This is a genomic window from Paracraurococcus ruber (assembly GCF_004353985.1).
GTDB lineage: Bacteria > Pseudomonadota > Alphaproteobacteria > Acetobacterales > Acetobacteraceae > Paracraurococcus > Paracraurococcus ruber.
On record NZ_SMOA01000013.1, the window covers coordinates 25,209 to 44,930 of the forward strand.

The 19,722-nt window shown below is 72.1% G+C and carries 15 protein-coding genes; 1 reads left to right on the forward strand and 14 read right to left on the reverse strand.

Annotated features, from left to right (window positions below; translation table 11 throughout):
- Positions 1-317 precede the first annotated feature (317 nt).
- From E2C05_RS04955 to E2C05_RS05015, 13 genes are all read right to left on the reverse strand, one after another.
- The gene (locus E2C05_RS04955; RefSeq protein ID WP_133218498.1) at positions 318-2,294 is read right to left on the reverse strand and encodes an alpha/beta fold hydrolase; all 1,977 of its coding nucleotides are present in this window, start codon (positions 2,292-2,294) and stop codon (positions 318-320) included.
- A gap of 206 nt (positions 2,295-2,500) precedes the next feature.
- Complete coding sequence (locus tag E2C05_RS04960) at positions 2,501-3,478, reverse strand: Bug family tripartite tricarboxylate transporter substrate binding protein (protein ID WP_133218499.1); 978 nt, start codon at positions 3,476-3,478, stop codon at positions 2,501-2,503.
- A gap of 175 nt (positions 3,479-3,653) precedes the next feature.
- On the reverse strand, positions 3,654-5,426 hold the full coding sequence (locus E2C05_RS04965) for an ABC transporter substrate-binding protein (protein WP_133218500.1): 1,773 nt from the start codon (positions 5,424-5,426) through the stop codon (positions 3,654-3,656).
- A 51-nt stretch (positions 5,427-5,477) separates the two neighbouring features.
- Positions 5,478-5,759: a DUF2160 domain-containing protein gene (locus E2C05_RS04970; protein ID WP_133218501.1), complete on the reverse strand. Its 282-nt coding sequence runs from the start codon at positions 5,757-5,759 to the stop codon at positions 5,478-5,480.
- A 108-nt stretch (positions 5,760-5,867) separates the two neighbouring features.
- Positions 5,868-6,734: a carbohydrate ABC transporter permease gene (locus tag E2C05_RS04975; RefSeq protein WP_133218502.1), complete on the reverse strand. Its 867-nt coding sequence runs from the start codon at positions 6,732-6,734 to the stop codon at positions 5,868-5,870.
- Entirely contained in the window at positions 6,731-7,618 is an 888-nt protein-coding gene (locus E2C05_RS04980) for a carbohydrate ABC transporter permease (protein WP_133218503.1), read from the reverse strand. The genes E2C05_RS04975 and E2C05_RS04980 overlap by 4 nt, the downstream gene beginning before the upstream one ends.
- Positions 7,619-7,623: 5 nt before the next feature.
- Entirely contained in the window at positions 7,624-8,679 is a 1,056-nt protein-coding gene (locus E2C05_RS04985; protein WP_133218504.1) for an ABC transporter ATP-binding protein, read from the reverse strand.
- A complete protein-coding gene (locus E2C05_RS04990; RefSeq protein WP_192912417.1) occupies positions 8,679-9,758 on the reverse strand; it encodes an ABC transporter ATP-binding protein in 1,080 nt (359 codons plus the stop codon). Before E2C05_RS04990 ends, E2C05_RS04985 begins: the two co-directional genes overlap by 1 nt.
- Positions 9,755-11,284: a glycerol-3-phosphate dehydrogenase gene (glpD, locus tag E2C05_RS04995; protein WP_133218506.1), complete on the reverse strand. Its 1,530-nt coding sequence runs from the start codon at positions 11,282-11,284 to the stop codon at positions 9,755-9,757. Before glpD ends, E2C05_RS04990 begins: the two co-directional genes overlap by 4 nt.
- A gap of 252 nt (positions 11,285-11,536) precedes the next feature.
- Positions 11,537-12,376 (reverse strand): DeoR/GlpR family DNA-binding transcription regulator, encoded by an 840-nt coding sequence (locus E2C05_RS05000; RefSeq protein ID WP_133218507.1) that lies wholly within the window; start codon positions 12,374-12,376, stop codon positions 11,537-11,539.
- Between the two features lie 78 nt (positions 12,377-12,454).
- Positions 12,455-13,561 carry an HlyD family secretion protein gene (locus tag E2C05_RS05005; protein ID WP_158291958.1) on the reverse strand — a complete coding sequence of 369 codons (1,107 nt, stop codon included), beginning with the start codon at positions 13,559-13,561 and terminating at the stop codon, positions 12,455-12,457.
- Between the two features lie 22 nt (positions 13,562-13,583).
- Positions 13,584-14,867 carry a glycosyltransferase family 2 protein gene (locus E2C05_RS05010; protein WP_133218509.1) on the reverse strand — a complete coding sequence of 428 codons (1,284 nt, stop codon included), beginning with the start codon at positions 14,865-14,867 and terminating at the stop codon, positions 13,584-13,586.
- The gene (locus E2C05_RS05015; RefSeq protein WP_133218510.1) at positions 14,864-16,276 is read right to left on the reverse strand and encodes a TackOD1 domain-containing metal-binding protein; all 1,413 of its coding nucleotides are present in this window, start codon (positions 16,274-16,276) and stop codon (positions 14,864-14,866) included. The genes E2C05_RS05010 and E2C05_RS05015 overlap by 4 nt, the downstream gene beginning before the upstream one ends.
- 286 nt (positions 16,277-16,562) lie before the next feature.
- On the opposite strand from E2C05_RS05015, the gene E2C05_RS35100 reads away from it, so the two are divergent.
- Positions 16,563-18,323, forward strand: a complete 1,761-nt coding sequence (locus tag E2C05_RS35100; RefSeq protein ID WP_133218520.1) for a flavin-containing monooxygenase — start codon at positions 16,563-16,565, stop codon at positions 18,321-18,323.
- A 23-nt stretch (positions 18,324-18,346) separates the two neighbouring features.
- On the opposite strand, the gene E2C05_RS05025 is transcribed toward E2C05_RS35100, so the two are convergent.
- On the reverse strand, positions 18,347-19,486 hold the full coding sequence (locus E2C05_RS05025; protein WP_133218511.1) for an NAD(P)H-dependent flavin oxidoreductase: 1,140 nt from the start codon (positions 19,484-19,486) through the stop codon (positions 18,347-18,349).
- Positions 19,487-19,722 lie beyond the last annotated feature (236 nt).

Sequence of the window (19,722 nt, forward strand, 5' to 3'; positions counted from 1 at the left end):
CGGCAGCACCGCGGCTGTTCCATGCTCCGCTGGCAGACCGACGTACGGACGAGGACGTAGGCCGGGGTGATCTGGCGATGCCTCTCGATGCACGGCCCGTGCGGCTCATCAAGGCATCGACACGCATCCCGCAATTCGCTGAGCGATTCGCCGGGGCCCTCTGTTCGGAGGGAGCCCGCCTCTCAGTCAGGTCTGCGAAGACCTGCTCGGCCTGATGGATTCGGGATGCACTGGTACCAGGCCCGCTGGGTGCCGTGGCCGTCCGAGCCTCGGGTCGAGCCGGTCACACCCGATCTCCGCGACAGCCAGCGCCGGCCTCAGCGCGATCGACGGCCGTCTGGTAGGACGAAGGACGGAACCAGCGCCGCGGTGCAGCGGGTGTCGATAACGGCCTCCGGGTTCTCCAGGAAGGCGACGCCGATGTCGCGGGCGCATTTCGAGAAGGCCAGCGTTCCATGGCCGGTCTCGGGGAAGAACACCAGCCGCCCGCGTGGCAGCGACCGCGCCGCCAGCGCGCCCCAGCTCGGCGCGGTCTGAACGTCCATCGCGCCTTGCAGGACCAGCGTCGGGATGGCCGCCGTGACCGGATCGTGGAAGCCCGGCCGGGGATGCCGCGTGAACTCCTCGCACGGCGCGTAGAAGGCCGTCTCCAGCATCTGCTCGAACGTCGCCGTCAGGCTCTCCGGCCAGCCATACTCGGCGCGGATCCGGGCGTTCACCGCCGCCGCACCCGGCCGGGAGTTGATGTCCAGATCCTCCTGGCAGGCGAACATCTGGGTCTGGAAGCCCGCCAGCAGCACGTGGTCCAGGCCGGCATTGTCGCGGCTGATGCGGGCGAAGACCTGCGCGAGCTGGCCGGCGTCCAGCATGCCCGCGAGCACGGCCAGGCGCTGTTGCGTCTCGCCGTCGAAATGCCGCGCGAGCAGCGCTGCCAGCGCCTCGCGCGTCGGCACGGCGGCGCGCAGGCGCAGGTAGTCGCTGGCGAAGGCCAGGCGCCGCGGCCGGGCGGGCAATGCCTGTGCCGCCCCGCGAAGCGCGGCCTCGAAGGTATCGACCAGCCTGGTGCCGGCAGCCGCGGCGGCGCGGCTGGCCTCCAGCCGCTCCAGCAGCAGCGCGACGGCCTGGTCGTTCAGCCGGCCCATCTGCGCCAGCCGCAACGCGGCCTCGGCCAGGGCACGCGCCTCGGCATCGAGGCCCGACAGCCCGGCCAGCGCCGCCTCCGGCGTCGGATGCAGCGGCAGGCGGCCATGTGCGGCCGCCACGAAGGTCGCGGGATTCCCCTGCTCGAGCTCGGCGACGATTCTTGGGATGTAGCCGGTCAGGCCCTGCAGGTTTCGCCGGTAGTTGTTCCGGTCCTCGAAGAGCTGGAACAGCGCGTCCGGCGTCACCCGGCCCTCGGGCGTTTCGATCGGGGCGGCCGTCAGCTGCGGCCAGAGCGCCCAGAAGCGCCGCCGCAGGTCGGGATAGGCGGCGTCGCATCCGGCATCGGCCCGACAGGCGTCGAAGACCGACTGGATCGATTCGGCAAAGGGCAACGCCAGCGTATCGTAGATCGCCGCCTGCACCGGCGCGACGCTGTCCAGCACCACGGCGCGCAGGCCCTCCGGCGCGGCGCGCATCACCTCCTGCGCGAGCTTGGTGCCGTAGGAGAGGCCGTAGATGTTGTAGGCGGGATAGCCGAGTGTCCGCATGACGGCGCCGACGTCGCGCGCGTTCTGCCCGGTGTTGATCATGGAGATGTCTGCGCCCGAGGCCCTGATCTCGGCCAGGCAGTCCCGCGTCATCGCCCGCGTCAGGGCCAACCGGTCGCCGAGGCCGCGGCTGGCCTGCACCAGCCCATCGGCATTCGCCGCGAGCGTCGCGAAGCAGCGCGAGCCCGCCGCCGCCGACGCATCCACCCCGCGCTGATCGAAGGCGACCACGTCCCGGCGCGCGCGCAGCTCCTCGAAATAGGTCGAGGTCTGCGCGACATTGGCGACGACGCCGATGCCCGGGCCGCCATGCAGCTGCACCACCGCGTCCGGCGCCGGCGCCAGCGACCGCGACCGGAAGATCATGAAGGTCAGGTCGATCCGCCGGCCTGACGGTGCCGCATGGTTCTCCGGCACGCTGACCTTGCCGCAGGCGACGGTCACGCCCTCGACCTCGAAGGGGGCGAGCGGGCGCGGGCAGGCCGCGGCGACGACGGGGTAGCGCGGATCGGCCCCGCCGGCGGCGATGACGGGAAACAGCGGCTCGGCGGGCGGCGGCGCGGTCAGCGCGAGGACCAGGGCAAGGATCCGGTCGGGCGTCATGGGGCAATCCGTCCTGCAACCGCGCGGCAGTCTCGGGCAATCGCGGGCGGCTCGCCAGCCGTCGCGCATGGGGAGGATGGCGGGCACCCGGTTCGCCCGGAGGATTTCGTTCCCCGCGTCCCACCGCTGCGGCACCGCACCTCAGTTGTCCGGGCAGGAGGTCGGCGAGGATTCGGGTCCGCTCGCCCTTCCTCCGCCATCCCGCCCTATTCCGGCACGATCCCCGCCTTCCGCATCAGCCCTTCGTTCATCGCCAGGTCGCGGCGGGTCCGCGCCCGCATGGCCTCGGCGCCAAGGGGCAGCGGCAGCAGGCCGAATTCCTGCGACAGCCGCGCCGCCAGGGGCCGGGTCGTCGCGGTTCGCACCGCCGCGTCCAGCGCCGTGGCCAGCGGCTGCGGCAGGCCGGCCGGCGCCGCCAGGCACCACCAGGCGCTGACCAGGAATTCCGCCAGCCCCTGCTCGATCATCGTCGGCACGGCCGGCACCGCCGCCAGCCGCTGCTCATGCGGCGCGCCCAGCGCCCGCAGCCGCCCTTCCAGCACATGCGCCCGCGCCGGGGCGAAGGTGGTGAACATCATGTCCACCCGCCCGGCCAGGATCTCCGTCAGCGCCGGCGCCGGGCCGTTGAAGGGGACATGCAACAGGTCGATACCGGTGCGCTCCGCCATGTCCAGCATCAGCAGATGCGCGGTGGAGCCGACGCCCCAGCTGCCATAGGACAGCCGCCCGTGCGCACGCCGCGCCGCCTCCAGCATCTCGGCGAAGCTGCCCCAGCGCGGATGCGCCACCAGCAGATAGGCCGAGGCGTAGAGCAGGCTGACATGGGTGAAATCCGCCAGCGGGTCATAGCCCAGGTTGCGGTAGGCGAAGGGCGCCTGGGCGAAGGCGGAATTGCTGCCGACCAGCAGCGTGAGACCGTCCGGCCGCGCCCGCGCGACATGCCGGGCGCCGACCGTGGTGGTGGCGCCCGGCTTGTGCTCCATGACGAAATTGCCGCCGAAGGTCTCGGCGAAGCCGTCCTGCAGGATGCGGGCGACGACATCGGTGCCGCCGCCCGGCGTGAAGGGAATGACCAGGCTGACGCTGCGGCCGTTCGGCCAGCCCTCCGGCCCGCGGCCCTGGGCGCGCGCCAGGGATGGAACGGCGAACGCGGCCGCGAGCGCGCGGCGCGGGAAGCGGAGCATGCACGTCCTCCCTTGGTCTCGTTGGGAGGAAGCCTACGCCGCACCGGCCCGCGGACTCAAACCCGGGCGGGCGTCCGGGGGGGTACGCTTCCCCCCCGGCGGAAATCCGGGACCCCATCGAAGGCGCGCGGCGCACGCGATGGGCTCCGTCAGGGGCAGCGCCCTAGCTTCGGCGTCACGCCCGGCGCGGCGGGCTCGCCGGCCAGGACCGGATCAGCGTGTCGTAGTCCACCGTCTCGCCCTGCGGCTTCTCGTTCGCCAGCTTGCGCTGCGGCGCGATGTTGCCGTCCTTCTTCGACTGCTCGTACCAGTGCTCGGCGGTCTGCCGCGGGTTGAGCCGCGGGCCGCACTCGCCCTGGACATTGGCGCGCTGCAGCCGTTCCAGCACGCTGTCTTGCGCCGCCGCCAGCGCGTCCATCGCCGCCTGCGGCGTCTTCGCGCCGGACGAGGCGTCGCCGATATTCTGCCACCACAGCTGCGCTAGCCGCGGATAATCCGGGATGTTCACGCCCGTCGGCGTCCACTGCACCCGGGCCGGGGACCGGTAGAACTCCACCAGGCCGCCCAGCGACTTCGCCCGCTCGGTGAAGCTCTGGTGCCAGATGTCGCTCTCGCGGATGAAGGTCAGGCCGACATGGCTCTTCTTCAGCGAGGTGGACTTGGCGACGCAGAACTGCGCGTAGAGCCAGGCGGCGCGGCGGCGATCCACCGGCGTGGATTTCAGCAGCGTCCAAGACCCGGCATCCTGGTAGCCGAGCTTCATCCCGTCCTTCCAGTAGGCACCCTTGGGCGAGGGCGCCATGCGCCAGCGCGGCGAGCCGTCCGGGCTCACCACCGGCAGGCCGGGCTTCACCATGTCGGCGGTGAAGGCGGTGTACCAGAACATCTGCTGCGCGATGGCGCCCTGCGCCGGCACCGGCCCGGATTCGGAGAAGGTCATGCCGGCCGCCTCGGGCGGGGCATATTTCTTCAGCCACTCGACATACTTGCTCACGGCATAGACGGCGGCCGGGCCGTTGGTGTCGCCGCCGCGCTCGATGGAGGAGCCGACCGGGCGGCAGCCCTCCATGCGGATGCCCCATTCGTCGACGGGCTTGCCGTTCGGGATGCCGCGGTCGCCATTGCCGGCCATGGACAGCCAGGCATCGGTGAAGCGCCAGCCGAGCGAGGGGTCCTTCTTGCCGTAGTCCATATGGCCATAGACCTTGACCCCGTCGATCTCCTTCACCGTGTTGGTGAAGAACTCGGCGATGTCCTCATAGGCCGACCAGTTCACCGGCACGCCCAGGTCGTAGCCGAACTGGCGCTTGAAAGCCTCCTTGATCGCCGGCCGGGTGAACCAGTCGTAGCGGAACCAGTAGAGGTTCGCGAATTGCTGGTCCGGCAACTGGTACAGCTTGCCGTCCGGGCCGGTGCCGAAGCTGCGGCCGATGAAATCCTCCAGGTCCAGCGTCGGCAGGGTCTGGTCCTTGCCCTCCCCCACCATCCAGTCGGTCAGCGGCACCGCCTGCTGGTAGCGGAAATGCGTGCCGATCAGGTCGCTGTCGTTGACCCAGGCGTCGTAGACGTTGCGGCCCGACTGCATCTGGGTCTGGATCTTCTCGACCACGTCGCCTTCCTGCAGCAGGTCGTGCCGCAGGCGGATGCCGGTGATCTCGGAGAAGGCGCGGGCCAGGGTCCGCGCCTCGTATTCGTGCGTGGTGATCGTCTCCGACACCACGTTGATCTCCTGGCCGCGGAAAGGCTGCGCCGCGCGGGCGAACCACTCCATCTCCTGCATCTGCTGCTCGCGCGTCAGCGTGCTGGGCTGGAATTCCTGCTCCACCCAGCGGCGCGCGGCATCCACGCCCTGCGCCACGCTGTGGCACGGCGCCAGGATCACCGGCGCGGCGAGCACCGCGGCGCTGCCGAGCAGCAGCCTGCGGCGGTTGACGGTCCCATCCTTCATGACGGTTTCCTCCCTCCTGGTTGGCGGCGCCCGGCGCCTCGGGCGCGGTGGTCAGGCCCAGCGGAACATGGCTGCGCCGAAAAGTACGGAGACGATGCTGGCACCCCAGAGCGGAGCATCGCCCGCCAGCGCCAGCCAGCCCAGATGGATGAAAGCACTACCCAGCAACGTCAGGAAAAGCCGGTCGCCGCGGGTGGTCGGCAGGCCGAGGATGCCGATGCGGTCGGCTTCCGGCCGCCAGATCGCCAGCGCGGTCATGACGCCGAGCGTGGCGAAGAGGGTGGCGAAGAAAAGGGCCGTCTCGGTGGTCCAGGCCATCCAGTCCAGGGCCATCAGGCGGACTCCCACAAGCGGGTGTTGAGGAGGGCTCTGCCCTCCTCAAACTCCACCCGCCAAAGGCCGAAGGGCCTTTGGAAACCTCGAGTCAAAGAAAACCCCATCTCACACCCGCCCCAGCGCAAAGCCGCGCGCGATGTGGTTGCGGACGAACCAGATGACGATGGCGCCAGGGATGATGGTCAGCGTCCCCGCAGCCGCCAGCAGCCCCCAGTCCATCCCGGCGGCCGAGACCGTGCGGGTCATGGTGGCAACGATCGGCTTGGCATCCACCGTGGTCAGGGTTCGCGCCAGCAGCAGTTCCACCCAGGAGAACATGAAGCAGAAGAAGGCCGCGACGCCGATGCCGCCGGCCACCAGCGGCATGAAGATGCGCACGAAGAAGGCCGGGAAGGACCAGCCATCGATCGCCGCGGTCTCGTCGATCTCCCGCGGCACGCCGGACATGAAGCCTTCTAGGATCCAGACCGCGAGCGGGATGTTGAACACGCAATGCGCCAGCGCGACGGCCCAGGGCGTGTCGAACAGGCCCACAGCGGAATAAAGCTGGAAGAAGGGCAGCGCGAAGACCGCCGGCGGCGCCATGCGGTTCGACAGCAGCCAGAAGAACAGGTGCTTGTCGCCCAGGAACCGGTAGCGGCTGAAGGCATAGGCCGCCGGCAGCGCCACCGCCAGGGAGATCGCGCTGTTCAGCAGCACGAAGGTCAGGCTGTTGATGTAGCCGCTGTACCAGGAGGCGTCGGTGAAGATGCGGCGGTAATTCTCCAGCGTCGGGTTCTGCGGCCAGAGCGTCATGCCCGTGCTGATCTCGAGATTCGTCTTCAGGCTCATGTTCACCAGCCAGTAGATCGGCGTGAGTAGGAACAGGATGTAGAGCCCGAGGACGACCCGCGGCGCGAGAGCGCTGGCCGCCAGCCGGCGTGCCGGCGCGCGCGCGGCGGGGATGGCGGCCGGGACGGCGAGGTCGCTCATCGGCTGGCCTCGCTCTGGCCGCGGGTGGTGGTGGCGTAGAACACCCAGCAGACCGTCAGGATGATCAGGTTGTAGACGATGGACATGGCCGCCGCCTTGCCCAGGTCGAACTGGCCGAGCGCAATCTTCACCAGGTCGATGGACAGGAAGGTGGTGGCATTGCCCGGCCCCCCGCCCGTCACCACGAAGGGCTCGGTGTAGATCATGAAGCTGTCCATGAAGCGCAGCAGCACGGCGATGGTCAGCACGCGCTGCATTTTCGGGAGTTGGATCGCGCGGAAGACGGCCCAGGCGCCCGCTCCGTCCACCTTCGCCGCTTGGTAATAGGCATCGGGGATGGCGCGCAGCCCGGCATAGCACAGCAGGACCACCAGGGACGTCCAGTGCCAGACATCCATCGCCACCACGGTGATCCAGGCGGCCAGTGGGTCGCGGGCATAGTTGTAGTCGATGCCGAGGCCGTTCACCGCCGCGCCCAGCAGGCCGATATCGCCGCGGGCGAAGACCTGCCAGATGGTGCCCACCACGTTCCAGGGGATCAGCAGAGGCAGGGCCAGCGTGACGAGGGAGGCCGCGACGCCCCAGCCCTTGCGCGGCAGGCAGAGCGCGACGGCGATGCCGAGCGGGATCTCGATCAGCAGGCAGAGCCCGCTGAACAGCAGCGTCCGCCACAGCGCGTCGAAGAACCGCCCGCCGAGATCGGTGGAGGGATCCAGCAACTCCTTGAACCAGGCGGTGCCGTTCCAGAAGAACTGGTTGTTCCCGAAGGTGTCCTGCACCGAGTAATTCACCACCGTCATCACAGGGATGAGGGCGGAGAAGGCGACCAGCGCCAGCACCGGCAGCACCAGCAGCCAGGCACGGTCGTCGCGCGGCTTGGCCATGCGCGTCAGGCCTCCCCTTCGGCCAGCCGGCCATCGGCATAGACATGCAGCCGCGCGAGGTCGAGCGCGAGGCAAGGCTCGGCCGGCACCGGCATCCCTTCCGGCAAGGTCGCGGCGAAAGGCCGGCCGGCCAGTTCCACGCGGGCGATGCGGCGGCGGCCGAGATCCTCCACGCGACGCAGCGAGACCGGCAACCCCTCCCGCGCCAGGGTGGCGAATTCCGGCCGGATGCCAAGCTCGACCTTGCCCGCCAGCGCGGGATAGGCGCGCGGCAGGGCGATGCGCGCGCCGCCCTCCAGCACCGCCTCCCGCCCCGCCACCGCGCAGGGCAGCAGGTTCATGCCGGGCGAGCCGATGAAATGGCCGACGAAGGTATGCGCCGGGCGATCGAACAGCGCCTCCGGCGTGCCGACCTGCACCACCTCGCCCTCGCTCATCACCACCACGCGGTCGGCGAAGGTCAGCGCCTCGGTCTGGTCATGCGTGACATAGATCATCGTCACCGGCACCTGCCGGTGCAGCTCCTTCAGCCGCGACCGCAGCTCCCACTTCAGATGCGGGTCGATGACTGTCAGCGGCTCGTCGAACAGGATGACGGCGACGTCGTCCCGCACCAGGCCGCGGCCCAGGCTGATCTTCTGCTTGTCGTCGGCGCCCAGGTTCCGTGCCCGCCGGTCCAGCATCGCCGTCAGGCCCAGCAACGCCGCGACATGCTCGACACGCGCATTGGCGGCCTTGGCCGGTACGCCGCGGTTGCGCAGCGGGAAGGCCAGGTTCTCCCGCACCGTCATGGTGTCGTAGACCACCGGGAACTGGAAGACCTGCGCGACATTGCGCCGCTCCGGCGGCAGGTCCGTCACCTCGGCGCCGTCGAAGACCACGCGCCCCTCGCTCGGCCGCAGCAGGCCGGAGACGATGTTGAGCAGGGTCGTTTTGCCGCAGCCGGAGGGACCCAGCAGCGCATAGGCCCCGGCATCCTCCCAGACCATGTCCATCGGCTTCAACGCATAGCCGCCGGTGCCGTAGCCATGCGCCAGGCGCTCGAAGCCGATGCGGGCCATCAGGCGGCCTCCGCCAGCGCCGCTTCGGCGGCCAGGCGACCGTCGGCGCCGAAGACCAGGCAGCGGCGCGGGTCCAGCCACACCGTCGCCGCCTCATGCGGCTCCGGCCGCCGCACGCCGGGCGCCAGCACCACCCAGTTCATCCCGCCGACATCCAGGTGGACATAGCTTTCCGACCCGGTGACCTCGGCGACGCGCACCTCGGCGGCCAGCGGCACGGCGCCCGGCAACGGTTCCAGCGAGAGCTGGTGCGCGCGGATGCCGATGGTGCAGGGCCCTTCCGGCAGGCCAGACACCGCCACCGGCAGCGCCACCTCGCCGGCCAGCAGCACGCGCCCGCCCTGGACCCGCGCCGGCGCCTCGTTCAGCGGCGGGTCGGAGAAGACGCGGGCCGTGGCGAGGTCGGCGGGATGGCGGAACACCTCCCCCGCCATGCCGAATTGCGTGACGCGCCCTTCGGACAGGGTGGCGACGCGGCCGCCCAGCAGCAGCGCCTCCGCCGGCTCGGTCGTCGCATAGACGAAGACCGTGCCGCTCTCGGCAAACAGCTTGGGCAGTTCCTCCCGCAGCTCCTCCCGCAGCTTGTAGTCCAGATTGGCCAGCGGCTCGTCCATCAGGACCAGGGCGGCGCGCTTGACCAGGGCGCGGGCGATGGCGGTGCGCTGCTGCTGCCCGCCGGAGAGTTCGAGTGGCCGCCGCTGCAGGTAGGGGCCAAGGCGCAGCAGCCGCGCCGCCTCCTGCACCCGCGCCTCGATCTCCGCCTTCGGCAGCCGGGCGACGCGCAGCGGCGAGGCGATGTTCTCGTACACGGTGAAGGACGGGTAGTTGATGAATTGCTGGTACACCATGGCGACGCTGCGCCGCCGCGGCGGCAGGCCCGTCACCTCCGTCCCCTCGGCGAAGATCCGCCCCTCGGTCGGGCGGTCCAGCCCGGCCAGCAGTCGCAGCAGCGTGGTCTTGCCCGCGCCGGTCGGGCCCAGCAGCACATTCGGCAGGCCGGGCGGAAGCTCCACCGTCACGGGGTGCAGCACCGCCTGCCCGCCGGCCGAAAGGCCAAGCCCGTCCAGACGCAAGCTCACTCGGCCGCCCTCCGCGCCGGCATGGCGTCCATATGCGCGGCCAGCGCCGCCTGCCCCTCGGCACCGATGCGCAGGCCCAGCTTGCTGCGACGCCAAAGGATGTCCGCCGGGGCGCGCGCCCATTCCTCGCGGATCTGCCAGTCCACCTCGCGCGCCGTCAGCCCGGCGCCGAATTCCTGGCCCAGATCGGCCGCGCTGCGCGCATCGCCCAGCATGGCGGGCGCGCGGGTGCCGTATTGCCGCACGAGGCGGCGCGCCGTCCGCGCCTCCAGGAAGGGGTAGCGGGCGCGCAGATCCTCCGCCACCCGCGCCGCGCCGTCCCAGGGGAAGTCGCCGCCCGGCAGATGGGCGCGCGCCGTCCAGGGCGCCCCCATGCCGGGCAGATGCGGGCCGAGCTTGGCGAGCGCCGCCTCAGCGAGCCGCCGATAGGTCGTGATCTTCCCGCCGAAGATCGAGAGCAGTGGCGCCTCCCCATGGGCGGCGTCCAGGGTCAGGACATAGTCCCGCGTCGCTTCCTGCGCGCGGCTGGCGCCGTCGTCATAGAGTGGCCGCACGCCCGCATAGCTCCAGATCACGTCGTCGCGGGTGACCGGCTGGCGGAAATAGCCGCTGACCGCCTCCAGCAGGTAGTCGGTCTCGGCATCGGAGATCGCCGCCTCGCCGGGGTCGCCATGGAACTCCTCGTCGGTGGTGCCGATGAGGGTGAAATCCTCCTCGTAGGGGATGGCGAAGCAGATCCGGCCATCGGCGTTCTGGAAGATGTAGCAGCGGTCATGGCCGTAGAGCCGGCGGGTGACGAGGTGGCTGCCTTTCACCAGCCGGACCTTCGCCGGGGTGTTCAGCCCGGCGACGCCGCCCAGCACCTCCGCCGCCCAGGGGCCGGCGGCATTCACCAGCACCCGCGCCGCCACCTCCCGCACCGTGCCGCCCGGCTCCTCGCGCAGCGTCACCCGCCACAGCCCGCCATCCCGCCGGGCGGAGGCGACGCGGGTGCGCACCAGCACCTCCGCGCCGCGATCGGCGGCGTCGCGGGCGTTCAGCACGACGAGGCGCGCATCCTCCACCCAGCAATCGGAATACTCGAAGCCGCGGGTGAAGGCCGGGCGCAGCGGCTCGCCCACCGGGTCATGCCGCAGATCCAGCCCGCGCGTCGGCGGCAGGATGCGACGGCCGCCGAGATGGTCGTAGAGGAAGAGGCCGAGGCGCAGCAGCGGCCAGGGCCGCAGCCCCTTGTGGTGCGGCAGCACGAAGCGCAGCGGCCAGACGATATGCGGCGCCGCCTGCAGCAGCACCTCCCGCTCGACCAGCGCCTCCCGCACCAAGCGGAACTCGTAATGCTCCAGGTAGCGCAGACCGCCATGGATAAGCTTGGTCGAGGCGGAGGAGGTGGCGCCGGCGAGGTCGCCCTTTTCGGCCAGGGTCACCGACAGACCGCGGCCCGCCGCGTCGCGCGCGATGCCGCAGCCATTCACCCCGCCACCGATGACGAGAAGATCCCGCACTTGGTCCGTGCTGCTGCTCGACACGTTGCCTCCTGCCCTTGGGCGGTATCCTGCCGGCCCCAATCCGAAAGCTCAAGCGAAGATATCGCGTCATAAGCGCGCCTCGGAGGGTTTCGGTTTCCTGGACGCGAATGCGCATCAAAGCGGCCGGACGGGCCGTCGAAAAAATGCGAAAGCGGTACGGATCAGTGATCGCCCGGGCTCGTCTTACGCAGAGTTTCTATTGGAAAACAAGGACTTGGAGAGACCGGCGCGCTCCACGCCCTGGCGCCTAGGCTAGGCCGCAGTGCCCGCAGCCGCCGCGCCGATGTCACTTTCGGTGCTCTCGGGCGGCGTCTCTTCCGCCAGCAGCAGCCGCGTCCCGGCCGCCCGGCAGGCCTCGGCGAAGCGGGCCGGCGGCCGCCGGTCCAGCACCACGGCCTGCAATTGCGCCACATGGCCGATGCGCACGGGGGCGGAGCGGTCGAATTTCCCGGCATCCGCCACCAGCACCGCCTGGCGCGCATTGGCCAGGATGGCGCGCGCCACCCGCACCTCTCGGTAGTCGAAATCCAGCAGGCTGCCATCCTCGTCCAGCGCCGAGGCGCCGATGACGGCGAAGTCCAGCTTGAACTGGGAGACGAGATCGACCGTCGCCTCCCCCACGATGCCGCCATCGGCGCGGCGCACCGGCCCGCCGGCGACCACCACCTCCACCCCCTCCGCCGGCAGCAGGATGCCGACGACATGGATGTTGTTGGTCACCACCAGAAGGTCGCGGTGGTTGGCCAGCGCCCGCGCCACCTCCTCGGTGGTCGTGCCGATATTGATGAAGAGCGAGGAGCCGTCGGGGATCAGCGCGGCGCAGCGGGCCGCGATCCGCCTCTTCTCCTCATGCGCCAGCGCGCGGCGGGCGGCATAGGCCAGGTTCTCGGTGCCGGAGGACAGGATGGCGCCGCCATGCTGGCGCGCCAGCAGGCGGCGGTCGCAGAGGGTGTTGAGGTCCTTGCGGATGGTCTGCGGGCTGACCCCGAAGCGCCCCGCCAACTCCTCCACCCCGACGCGGCCGGCGCCGCGGGCCAGGGCGAGGATCGCCTGCTGCCGGTCCGACAGCGCATCGGGAAACGGCCCGCTCATGCCGGGCTCACGGCGCGTCGCGGCGCGCCATGCCGCGGATGCCGGCGCGGCCGCGAGCGGGTGCTGGGTGGATGCGTCTCACAGCACCGGAGGATGCGCCTCCGCGACCGCCGAGGGAAGCCGCACGCCGATGGCGGCACGGATGCGGGTCAGCGCGCGGTCCCAGCGATCGGCGACCATCGCCTCGAAGGGTTCCGACTTCCAGCACCAGCCGAAGGCGCAGCCGCGCACCTGCACCTTCTGCGACAGGGCGAAGGGACTGCCCTCGGTCATGCGCACCCGCACCAGCCGGCTGCGGTCGCGCGGGCGGAACATGCTCTGGAATTCCTGCGGCAGCGCGTCGGAGACGGGCAGCAGCGCCTCCACCACCCCTTCCGCCGCCTGGGTGCCGCCGGTGATGACCACGCGCTCCCCCGGCTCCAGCCCGAACAGGTAGATGTCGGGCAGGTAGGCCAGGATCGCCGGGGTGTCGGCATGGATCTGCAGCAGCTCCTCGCCCAGCCGCACCACCTGGCCGGGCAGCGGCACCCGGGCGCCGACCACGCCGGCGCGGCCGGCGCGGACGCGGCCGTTGTCGTAGAAGGCCTGCAGCTGCGCCAGCGACTCCGCCGCCTTCTCCCGCGTGCGGATCACCATCGGCAGCTCCGTGGTCAGCACCGTCGCCTCCGACCGCAGCCCGGCCAGGCGCGCCGCCGCCTCGTACTGGCTGCCCAGCGCCTCGCCCTTGCGCTGCAGGGAGACCCAGCCCTCGCTCGACATGCCGTCGAGCTTCGCCACCGCCTCCACGCTCTGCCGGGCATGCCGGTCGGCCATCGGCAGCAGGGACTGCAGGCCGGCGGCGCGGATCCGCAGCTGCAGCTCCTTCGTCGTCAGCTCGGCGTTCTGCGCCGAGACCTGGGCGATGTCGCGCAGCATCTCGGCCGACTCGACCTCGGCCACCACCTCGCCGGCCTGCACCCGCTGGCCTTCCCGCACCAGCACGCGGGCGACGCGCGCCGGGTAGGTGGCGGCGGCGACGCTGCGGTCGGTCACCACCAGGCCATCGGCCTGCAGCATCACCGCATCGCCCATCGCCCAGTTCAGCCCGGCCAGGCTGAGCCCGAGCAGCAGGAGCAGGTAGACGCCCTTGGCCCACTGCACGGGGGAGCGCCGCTGCTCCGCCCGCAATTGATCGATCCTGGTCACCGGTCGGATGCGCTGCATCGGATCACCACTTTCGGATGCGCCGGACCTCGGCCGGGACGTAGTCGTCCCGCCGCGATCCGAAGAGGAACCATTCCTGGATGAAGGCGAAGAGCCGGACCGGGCGCATGACCCAGGCCGAGAAGACCGCGTGGCCCGGCGCGTAGAGCAGCAGGGACAGCGGCACGCGCCGCGGCACGGCCAGCGCCGCGGCCGCCAGCATGGCGGTGTCGAGCAGCAGCAGCCCGGCCTGCATGGCCAGCAGGATCGGCACCGCCATGTCGCCATACATGGCGAAGAGCCAGGCGAGGTAGAGCGGGAAGGCGACGGTCGCGCCGAACTCGAACACCAGGAAGTCCCACTGGTGCACCGCCTCGGCCATGCCCATCGCCGGGTCGCCGCCGAACAGGATGCGGCGGTGCTTGCGGAAGCGCAGGCGGATCGCGTCGCGCTCCCACCGCAGGCGCTGCCGCACCAGGCCGCGGAACCGCGCCGGGACATCGGTATAGCAGGTGGCGTCAGGGGCGAAGGCGACGCGCCAGCCGGCGGCCCGCACCCGCAGCGTGAGGTCCAGGTCCTCACCGCCGCCGACATCGCAGCCGCCCACCTGCAGCAGCGCCTCCCGCCGGAAGGCGCCGAAGGCGCCCGAGACGCAGGTGACCTGGTTCAGCGCATGCCCGACCCGCCGGCCGACGGAGATGGAGAGCAGGTATTCGACCTCCTGCAGCTTGGCGACGAGGCTGTGCCCCCCGTTGCGCGGCGCGATGTCGCCGGAGACGGCGCCGACCAACGGGTCGGCGAAGGGCGCCAGGATGCGTTCCAGCGCATCCGCTCCGAAGGAACAGTCGCAATCGACATTCACCACTAGGTCGCCGGTGGCGGCGTGCAGCGCCAGGTTCAGCCCGGCCGACTTGCCGCTGCGCAGGTCGGTCGCCAGCGCATGGTCGGCGAGGCCGAGCCGGACCATCCGCGCCGCGACGCCCGCCATGGCGTCGGTGGAGCCGTCGCTGACCACCACCACCTCGGACGGCCTTAGGGTCTGTTCCTGCAGGCTGCGCAGGCAGCGCTCCAGCGCCTCCGCCTCATTGTGGCCGACGACGACGACGCTGACGCGCGGCAGGACCGTGGGCGGCGGCGGGACGCGGCGGCGCGCCCGCCTCTCCCGCCAGCCGGCCAGCATGCCCAGCATCAGGAAGGCCAGGCCGTAGCGCGGGATCTCCAGCGCGACGGTGTACCAGAACAGGTTCAGTAGGCCGAGCGTGGACTGGGACGCGATGTAGTCCAGCGCGACCGCGAAGCCGCCCGTCATGCCATGGCCCGCAGCAGCAGCGGGTCATGCGTCTGCAGCGAAGCCTCCAGCGGCTCCGCCAGCGGCGCCTCGCAGCCGCGCAGCAGCCGCGGCGTCAGCGCCGCCAGCAGGCCGGGCGCGGCATCCTGCAGCAGCAGCCAGTCAGCCTCCGGCGTCGCCACATGCAGGCTGTCCGCCTCCAGCGTGCTGGCGAGGTTGGCCAGGAAGAGCCGGCGCATGGCGTCGAAGCCGTGCTGGCCGCGGCGGCGCAGCAGCTTCTCCCGCGCGGCGTAGCGCAGCGCCAGCAGGACGGTGCCCGGGCCGGCGCCGGCCAGCGCGGCGCGGATCTCGGCCGGCAGCCGGCCGGGCTCGGCGGCCGCCGCCTCGGTCCCCACGGTGCCCTGGCGCAGCGCCGCCTCGCCGTCCGCCGTCAGCGCATAGCCGAAGATGTCCTGCCGCGCCGCGGCGGCCCCTTCGGTATGGCCGCCACAATCCAGGCAGGCGAAGCCGATGCTGGGCTCCGGGCTCAGCATGCCGCAGGCAAGGCAGTTCTGCACCGTGCCGGACCGCGTGTGGTCGCTGCCGTAGTGCCGCAGCTGGGCGCTGCATTTCGGGCAGACCAGCTTGGTACCGCGGGCGAAGTGGGATGCGGGGGCCTGGTGGGCGCAGCGGAAGTGGTGGATCAGCTCGACCGACTCGAGGCGCGGGGAGCGGCAGCTGCCGCATTCCTCGCGCACGTTCAGCCGGAAGGACCCGCAATCGCCGCAGGCATGGAACCGGTCGAAGAAATGCCGGCGCAGCAGGCCGCGCCCGGCCAGGCGTTCGGCGGCCAGCCGCGTCTCCAGCTGCGGGAAGCAGCCGGGATAGCGGACGCAGGCGCGGCTGCCGGGGTCGTGCCGCGGCTGCAGCGCGCGGTCGGCGATGAAGGTCCAGGCCAGCAGCCTGGTGTCCAGGTCGGCCGCCTGCAGCACGCGCGGCGGCAGGCTGCGGCGGCGCTCGGCGAAGCCGGCCAGGGTGCCGGCGACCGCCGCCCAGCTGGCACGGTCGCCGACGGCGAAGCTGGCATCGGCTTCCGGGCAGCGGCCGGACAGGTCGATCACCGGCAGGAGCGCATGGGCGGAGGCGAGGCGCGCCTCGGCCGCCTCCTCGAGCGCCTCGGGCCCCGGCAGCAGGATGGCCTCGGCCGGCCGCCGGCCCGACAGGTCGAAGCAGCCGCGCAGCATCCGCACGGGGGGCGGTTCCGTGCCGCGCAACACCAGGGCGGCCGGGCGGTCGGCCAGGCCCAGCTCCTGCCACGCGGCGTCGGCCTTGAAGAAGACGCCCTCGATCGCCGGCAGGGCGGGCGGGCGCGGCGGCCGGCCGAGCACGATGTCGGGGCTGGCCGTCTCCAGCTCGTTCCAGCCGAAGCCGGCCGGCGCGGCTTCGCGCACGGGGGCGAGGTCCCGGGCCGGCGGGGCTGTGGTGTCCGTTCCGACTCCCGCATTGGTCAGCATGGCGAATCGGTCTCCCTAGCGAGGTCAGGCGCCCGGGAATGTCCCGGTCCGGCCCGGGCCGGGCCCGGATGCGCTAGCGGCTCACTAGGCCGTGAAGCTTTCCGGCTTTTGAACGTACTCTGTATGCAATTGCTGGTTGGGGGGGGTGGCGGGGCGGCGGTTGCCGGCCCCTCCGCCCCGCCGCATGCTCCGCTGCATGGGACGGGAGCGGGGCGAAGGCCGCATGGCCGAGGACAACGGAATGCCGGAAGCCCGGGTGGTCCGGGACTGGCTCGACCGGTTCGGGGCGGCGCTGGGGGCCGGCGACGCGGCCGCGCTCGCGGCGTGCTTCGCCGCGGACGGCCATTGGCGCGACGTCGTCGGGTTGGGCTGGCGGATCGCCAGCGTCAGCGGCGCCGGGGCGGTGGCCGCGGCGCTGCTGCCCGCCGCCACGGCCCGCGGCGCGCAGGGCTTCGCCCTGGACCCGGACCGCGTCCCGCCCCGCCGGGTGGAGCGCGCCGGCACCCCCTGCATCGAGGCCATCCTGCGCTTCGACACCGCGGTCGGCCCCGGGCATGGCGTGCTGCGCCTGCGCCAGGGGCAGGACGAAGGCGCATCAGCCGCCTGGACGCTGATGACCGGCCTGGCCGATATCGCCGGGCATGACGAGGAGTCCGTCAGGCTGCGGCGGGAGGAGCCGGCCTTCGAGCGCGACTGGCACGGCCCCAACTGGCTGGACCGCCGCCGCGCCGCCGCGCGCTACGCGGACCGCGAGCCCGCCGTGCTGGTGGTCGGCGGCGGCCATGCCGGGCTGACCTGCGCCGCCACGCTGAAGGCGCTGGGCGTCGAGGCCCTGGTGGTCGACCGCTACGAGCGCATCGGCGACAATTGGCGCAGGCGCTACCACGGGCTGAAGCTGCACAACACGCTGCCCAGCAACCACCTGCCCTACCTGCCCTTTCCGCGCACCTGGCCGAACTACATCCCGAAGGACAAGATCGCCGACTGGCTCGAATTCTACGCCGAGGCGATGGAGATCGATGTCTGGACCCGCACCGGCTTCGAGGGCGCGGAGCAGGATGCCGCGTCAGGCCGCTGGACGGCCCGGCTGCGCCTGGCGGACGGGTCGGAGCGCGTGGTGCGGCCGCGGCACATCGTCATGGCCACCTCGGTCAGCGGCACGCCGAAACTACCGGAGATCCCGACGCTCGACCGCTTCGGCGGCGCCGTGGTGCATTCCAGCGGCTTCGCCAGCGGCGCCGCCTGGCGCGGCCGGCCCGTGCTGGTCTTCGGCACCGGCACCAGCGCGCATGACATCGCCCAGGACCTGCACGGCAACGGCGCGCAGGTCACCATGGTGCAGCGCAGCCCGACCCTGGTGGTGAATGTCGAGCCCAGCGCGCAGCTCTATGACGGGATCTATTCCGGCCCCGGCCCCAGCCAGGCCGACCGCGATCTGCTGAACCAGTCCTTCCCGCTGCCCGTGATGAAGCAGGCGCACCGGCTGCTGACCGACCGCGCCCGGGCGCTGGATGCCGAGCTGCTGGCGGGGCTGGAGCGCGCCGGCTTCCGGCTGGAGTTCGGCGAGGACGGGACGGGCTGGCCGCTGAAGTACCGCACCCGCGGCGGCGGCTACTATTTCAATGTTGGCTGCTCCGAGCTGATCGTCCGCGGCGAGATCGGGCTGGTGCAGTATGCCGATATCGAGGGCTTCGAGGCCGCCGGCCCGCGGCTGAAGGATGGGCGGCTGCTGCCGGCGGACCTCGCCGTGCTGGCCACCGGCTACCAGGGGCATGGCCACCTGCTGCCGGCGCTGTTCGGGCCGGCGGTGGCGGCGCGGGTCGGCCGGGTCTGGGGCTTCGACGAGAACCAGGAGCTGCGCAACATGTGGATGCGCACGCCGCAGCGCGGGCTGTGGTTCACCGGCGGCTCCTTCTCCCAGTGCCGGATGTATTCCAAGCCGCTGGCGCTGCAGATCCTGGCGGAGGAGTTGGGGCTGGCCTGACCGGCCCGCCCCCCTCCCCTCCCTCAGCCGCGCAGGAAGCCGCCGGCGCGGCCGAGCACCTGCTCCGCCCCGGCGACCAGGTCGGCCAGCACGTCGGCCGCCGGGCGCACGGCGCGGACTAGGCCGAGCCCCTGGCCGGCGAAGCCGCCCCAGACATCGGCGCGGCCGGCCGCCAGCGCCGCCACCGTGACCTGGCTGGAGACCATGCCCTGGTACGGCATGGGCAGCGGCTCGATCCCCGCCTCGGCATAGGCGGCCGCCCAGCGGTTGCGCACCATCCGCGCCGGCTTGCCGGTGACGGAGCGGGAGACGGTGGTGCCCTCGTCATTGCCCTCCACCAGCGCCTGCTTCTGCGCCGGGCTGATCCCGGCCTCCTCCGTCGCCAGGAAGGCGGTCCCGATCCAGGCGCCCTCGGCGCCCAGCAGCAGCGCGGCGGCGATGCCGCGGCCGTCGCCCAGCCCGCCGGCGCCGACCACCGGCACCCGGCCGCCGACCGCGTCGACCACCTGCGGGATCAACGCCATGGTGCCGATCGGCGAGTTGTGGCCGCCGCCGTCATGACCCTGCGCCACGATGACATCGACGCCCGATTCGACCACCTGGCGCGCGTGGCGGGTGGTGCCCACCACCGCCATCACCGTCGTGCCGTTGGCGTGCAGCCGGTCCAGCCAAGGGGCGGGATTGCCCAGGCCGGCCGCATAGACCGGCACCCGCTCCTCGATCACCACCTCCATCTGCGCCTCGAAGAAGGCGCGGCTGAGCGGCGCCGGGCCGTCGCGGTCGGCGGGATGCCGGTCCAGCGCGCGGTCGAGCGCCGCGGCCTCCAGCGGCGCGAGCCCCTCCCTGGCCAGGAAATCCTCGGCGAAGCGGCGATGCTGCGGGACCATCTCCTCGGCGGCGGGGCCGCCGGCATTGCCGCCGCCGCGGCGGACCGAGGCCGGCAGCAGCGTGTCCACGCCGAAGGGCCGGTCGGTGAGGGCACGGGTGCGGCGGATCCAGTCGCGGAGCTGGTTCGGCCCGCAGCTCGCGGCGCCCAGCACGCCGAGGCCGCCGGCATTGGAGACCGCCGCCGCCAGCTCCGGCGTGCTGGCGCGGCCCATGCCGGCCAGCAGGATGGGGTAGCGGATGCCGAGCAGGTCGCAGAGCCTGGTGTGCAGGGCCATGACGTCGTTCCTCCGGGGGCGCCTCTGGCGGGCGCCCGGGCAGTCTAGCCGAGCTTCCGGGAAGGCGCTGCGGGGTCCCGGGGGTGGCCTGCAGCACGGGGTGTCCCAGTGGGGTGTCCCTTTGGGGTGACCTTGTGGGGTGACCCTGCGGGGCGTCCCAATGGGGTGCCCCCGTCGCCCCCCGGGCCCACCCCGCCGAAGGCCGTGGGGCCGGCCGGGGCCCCTGCCGCTTGGCC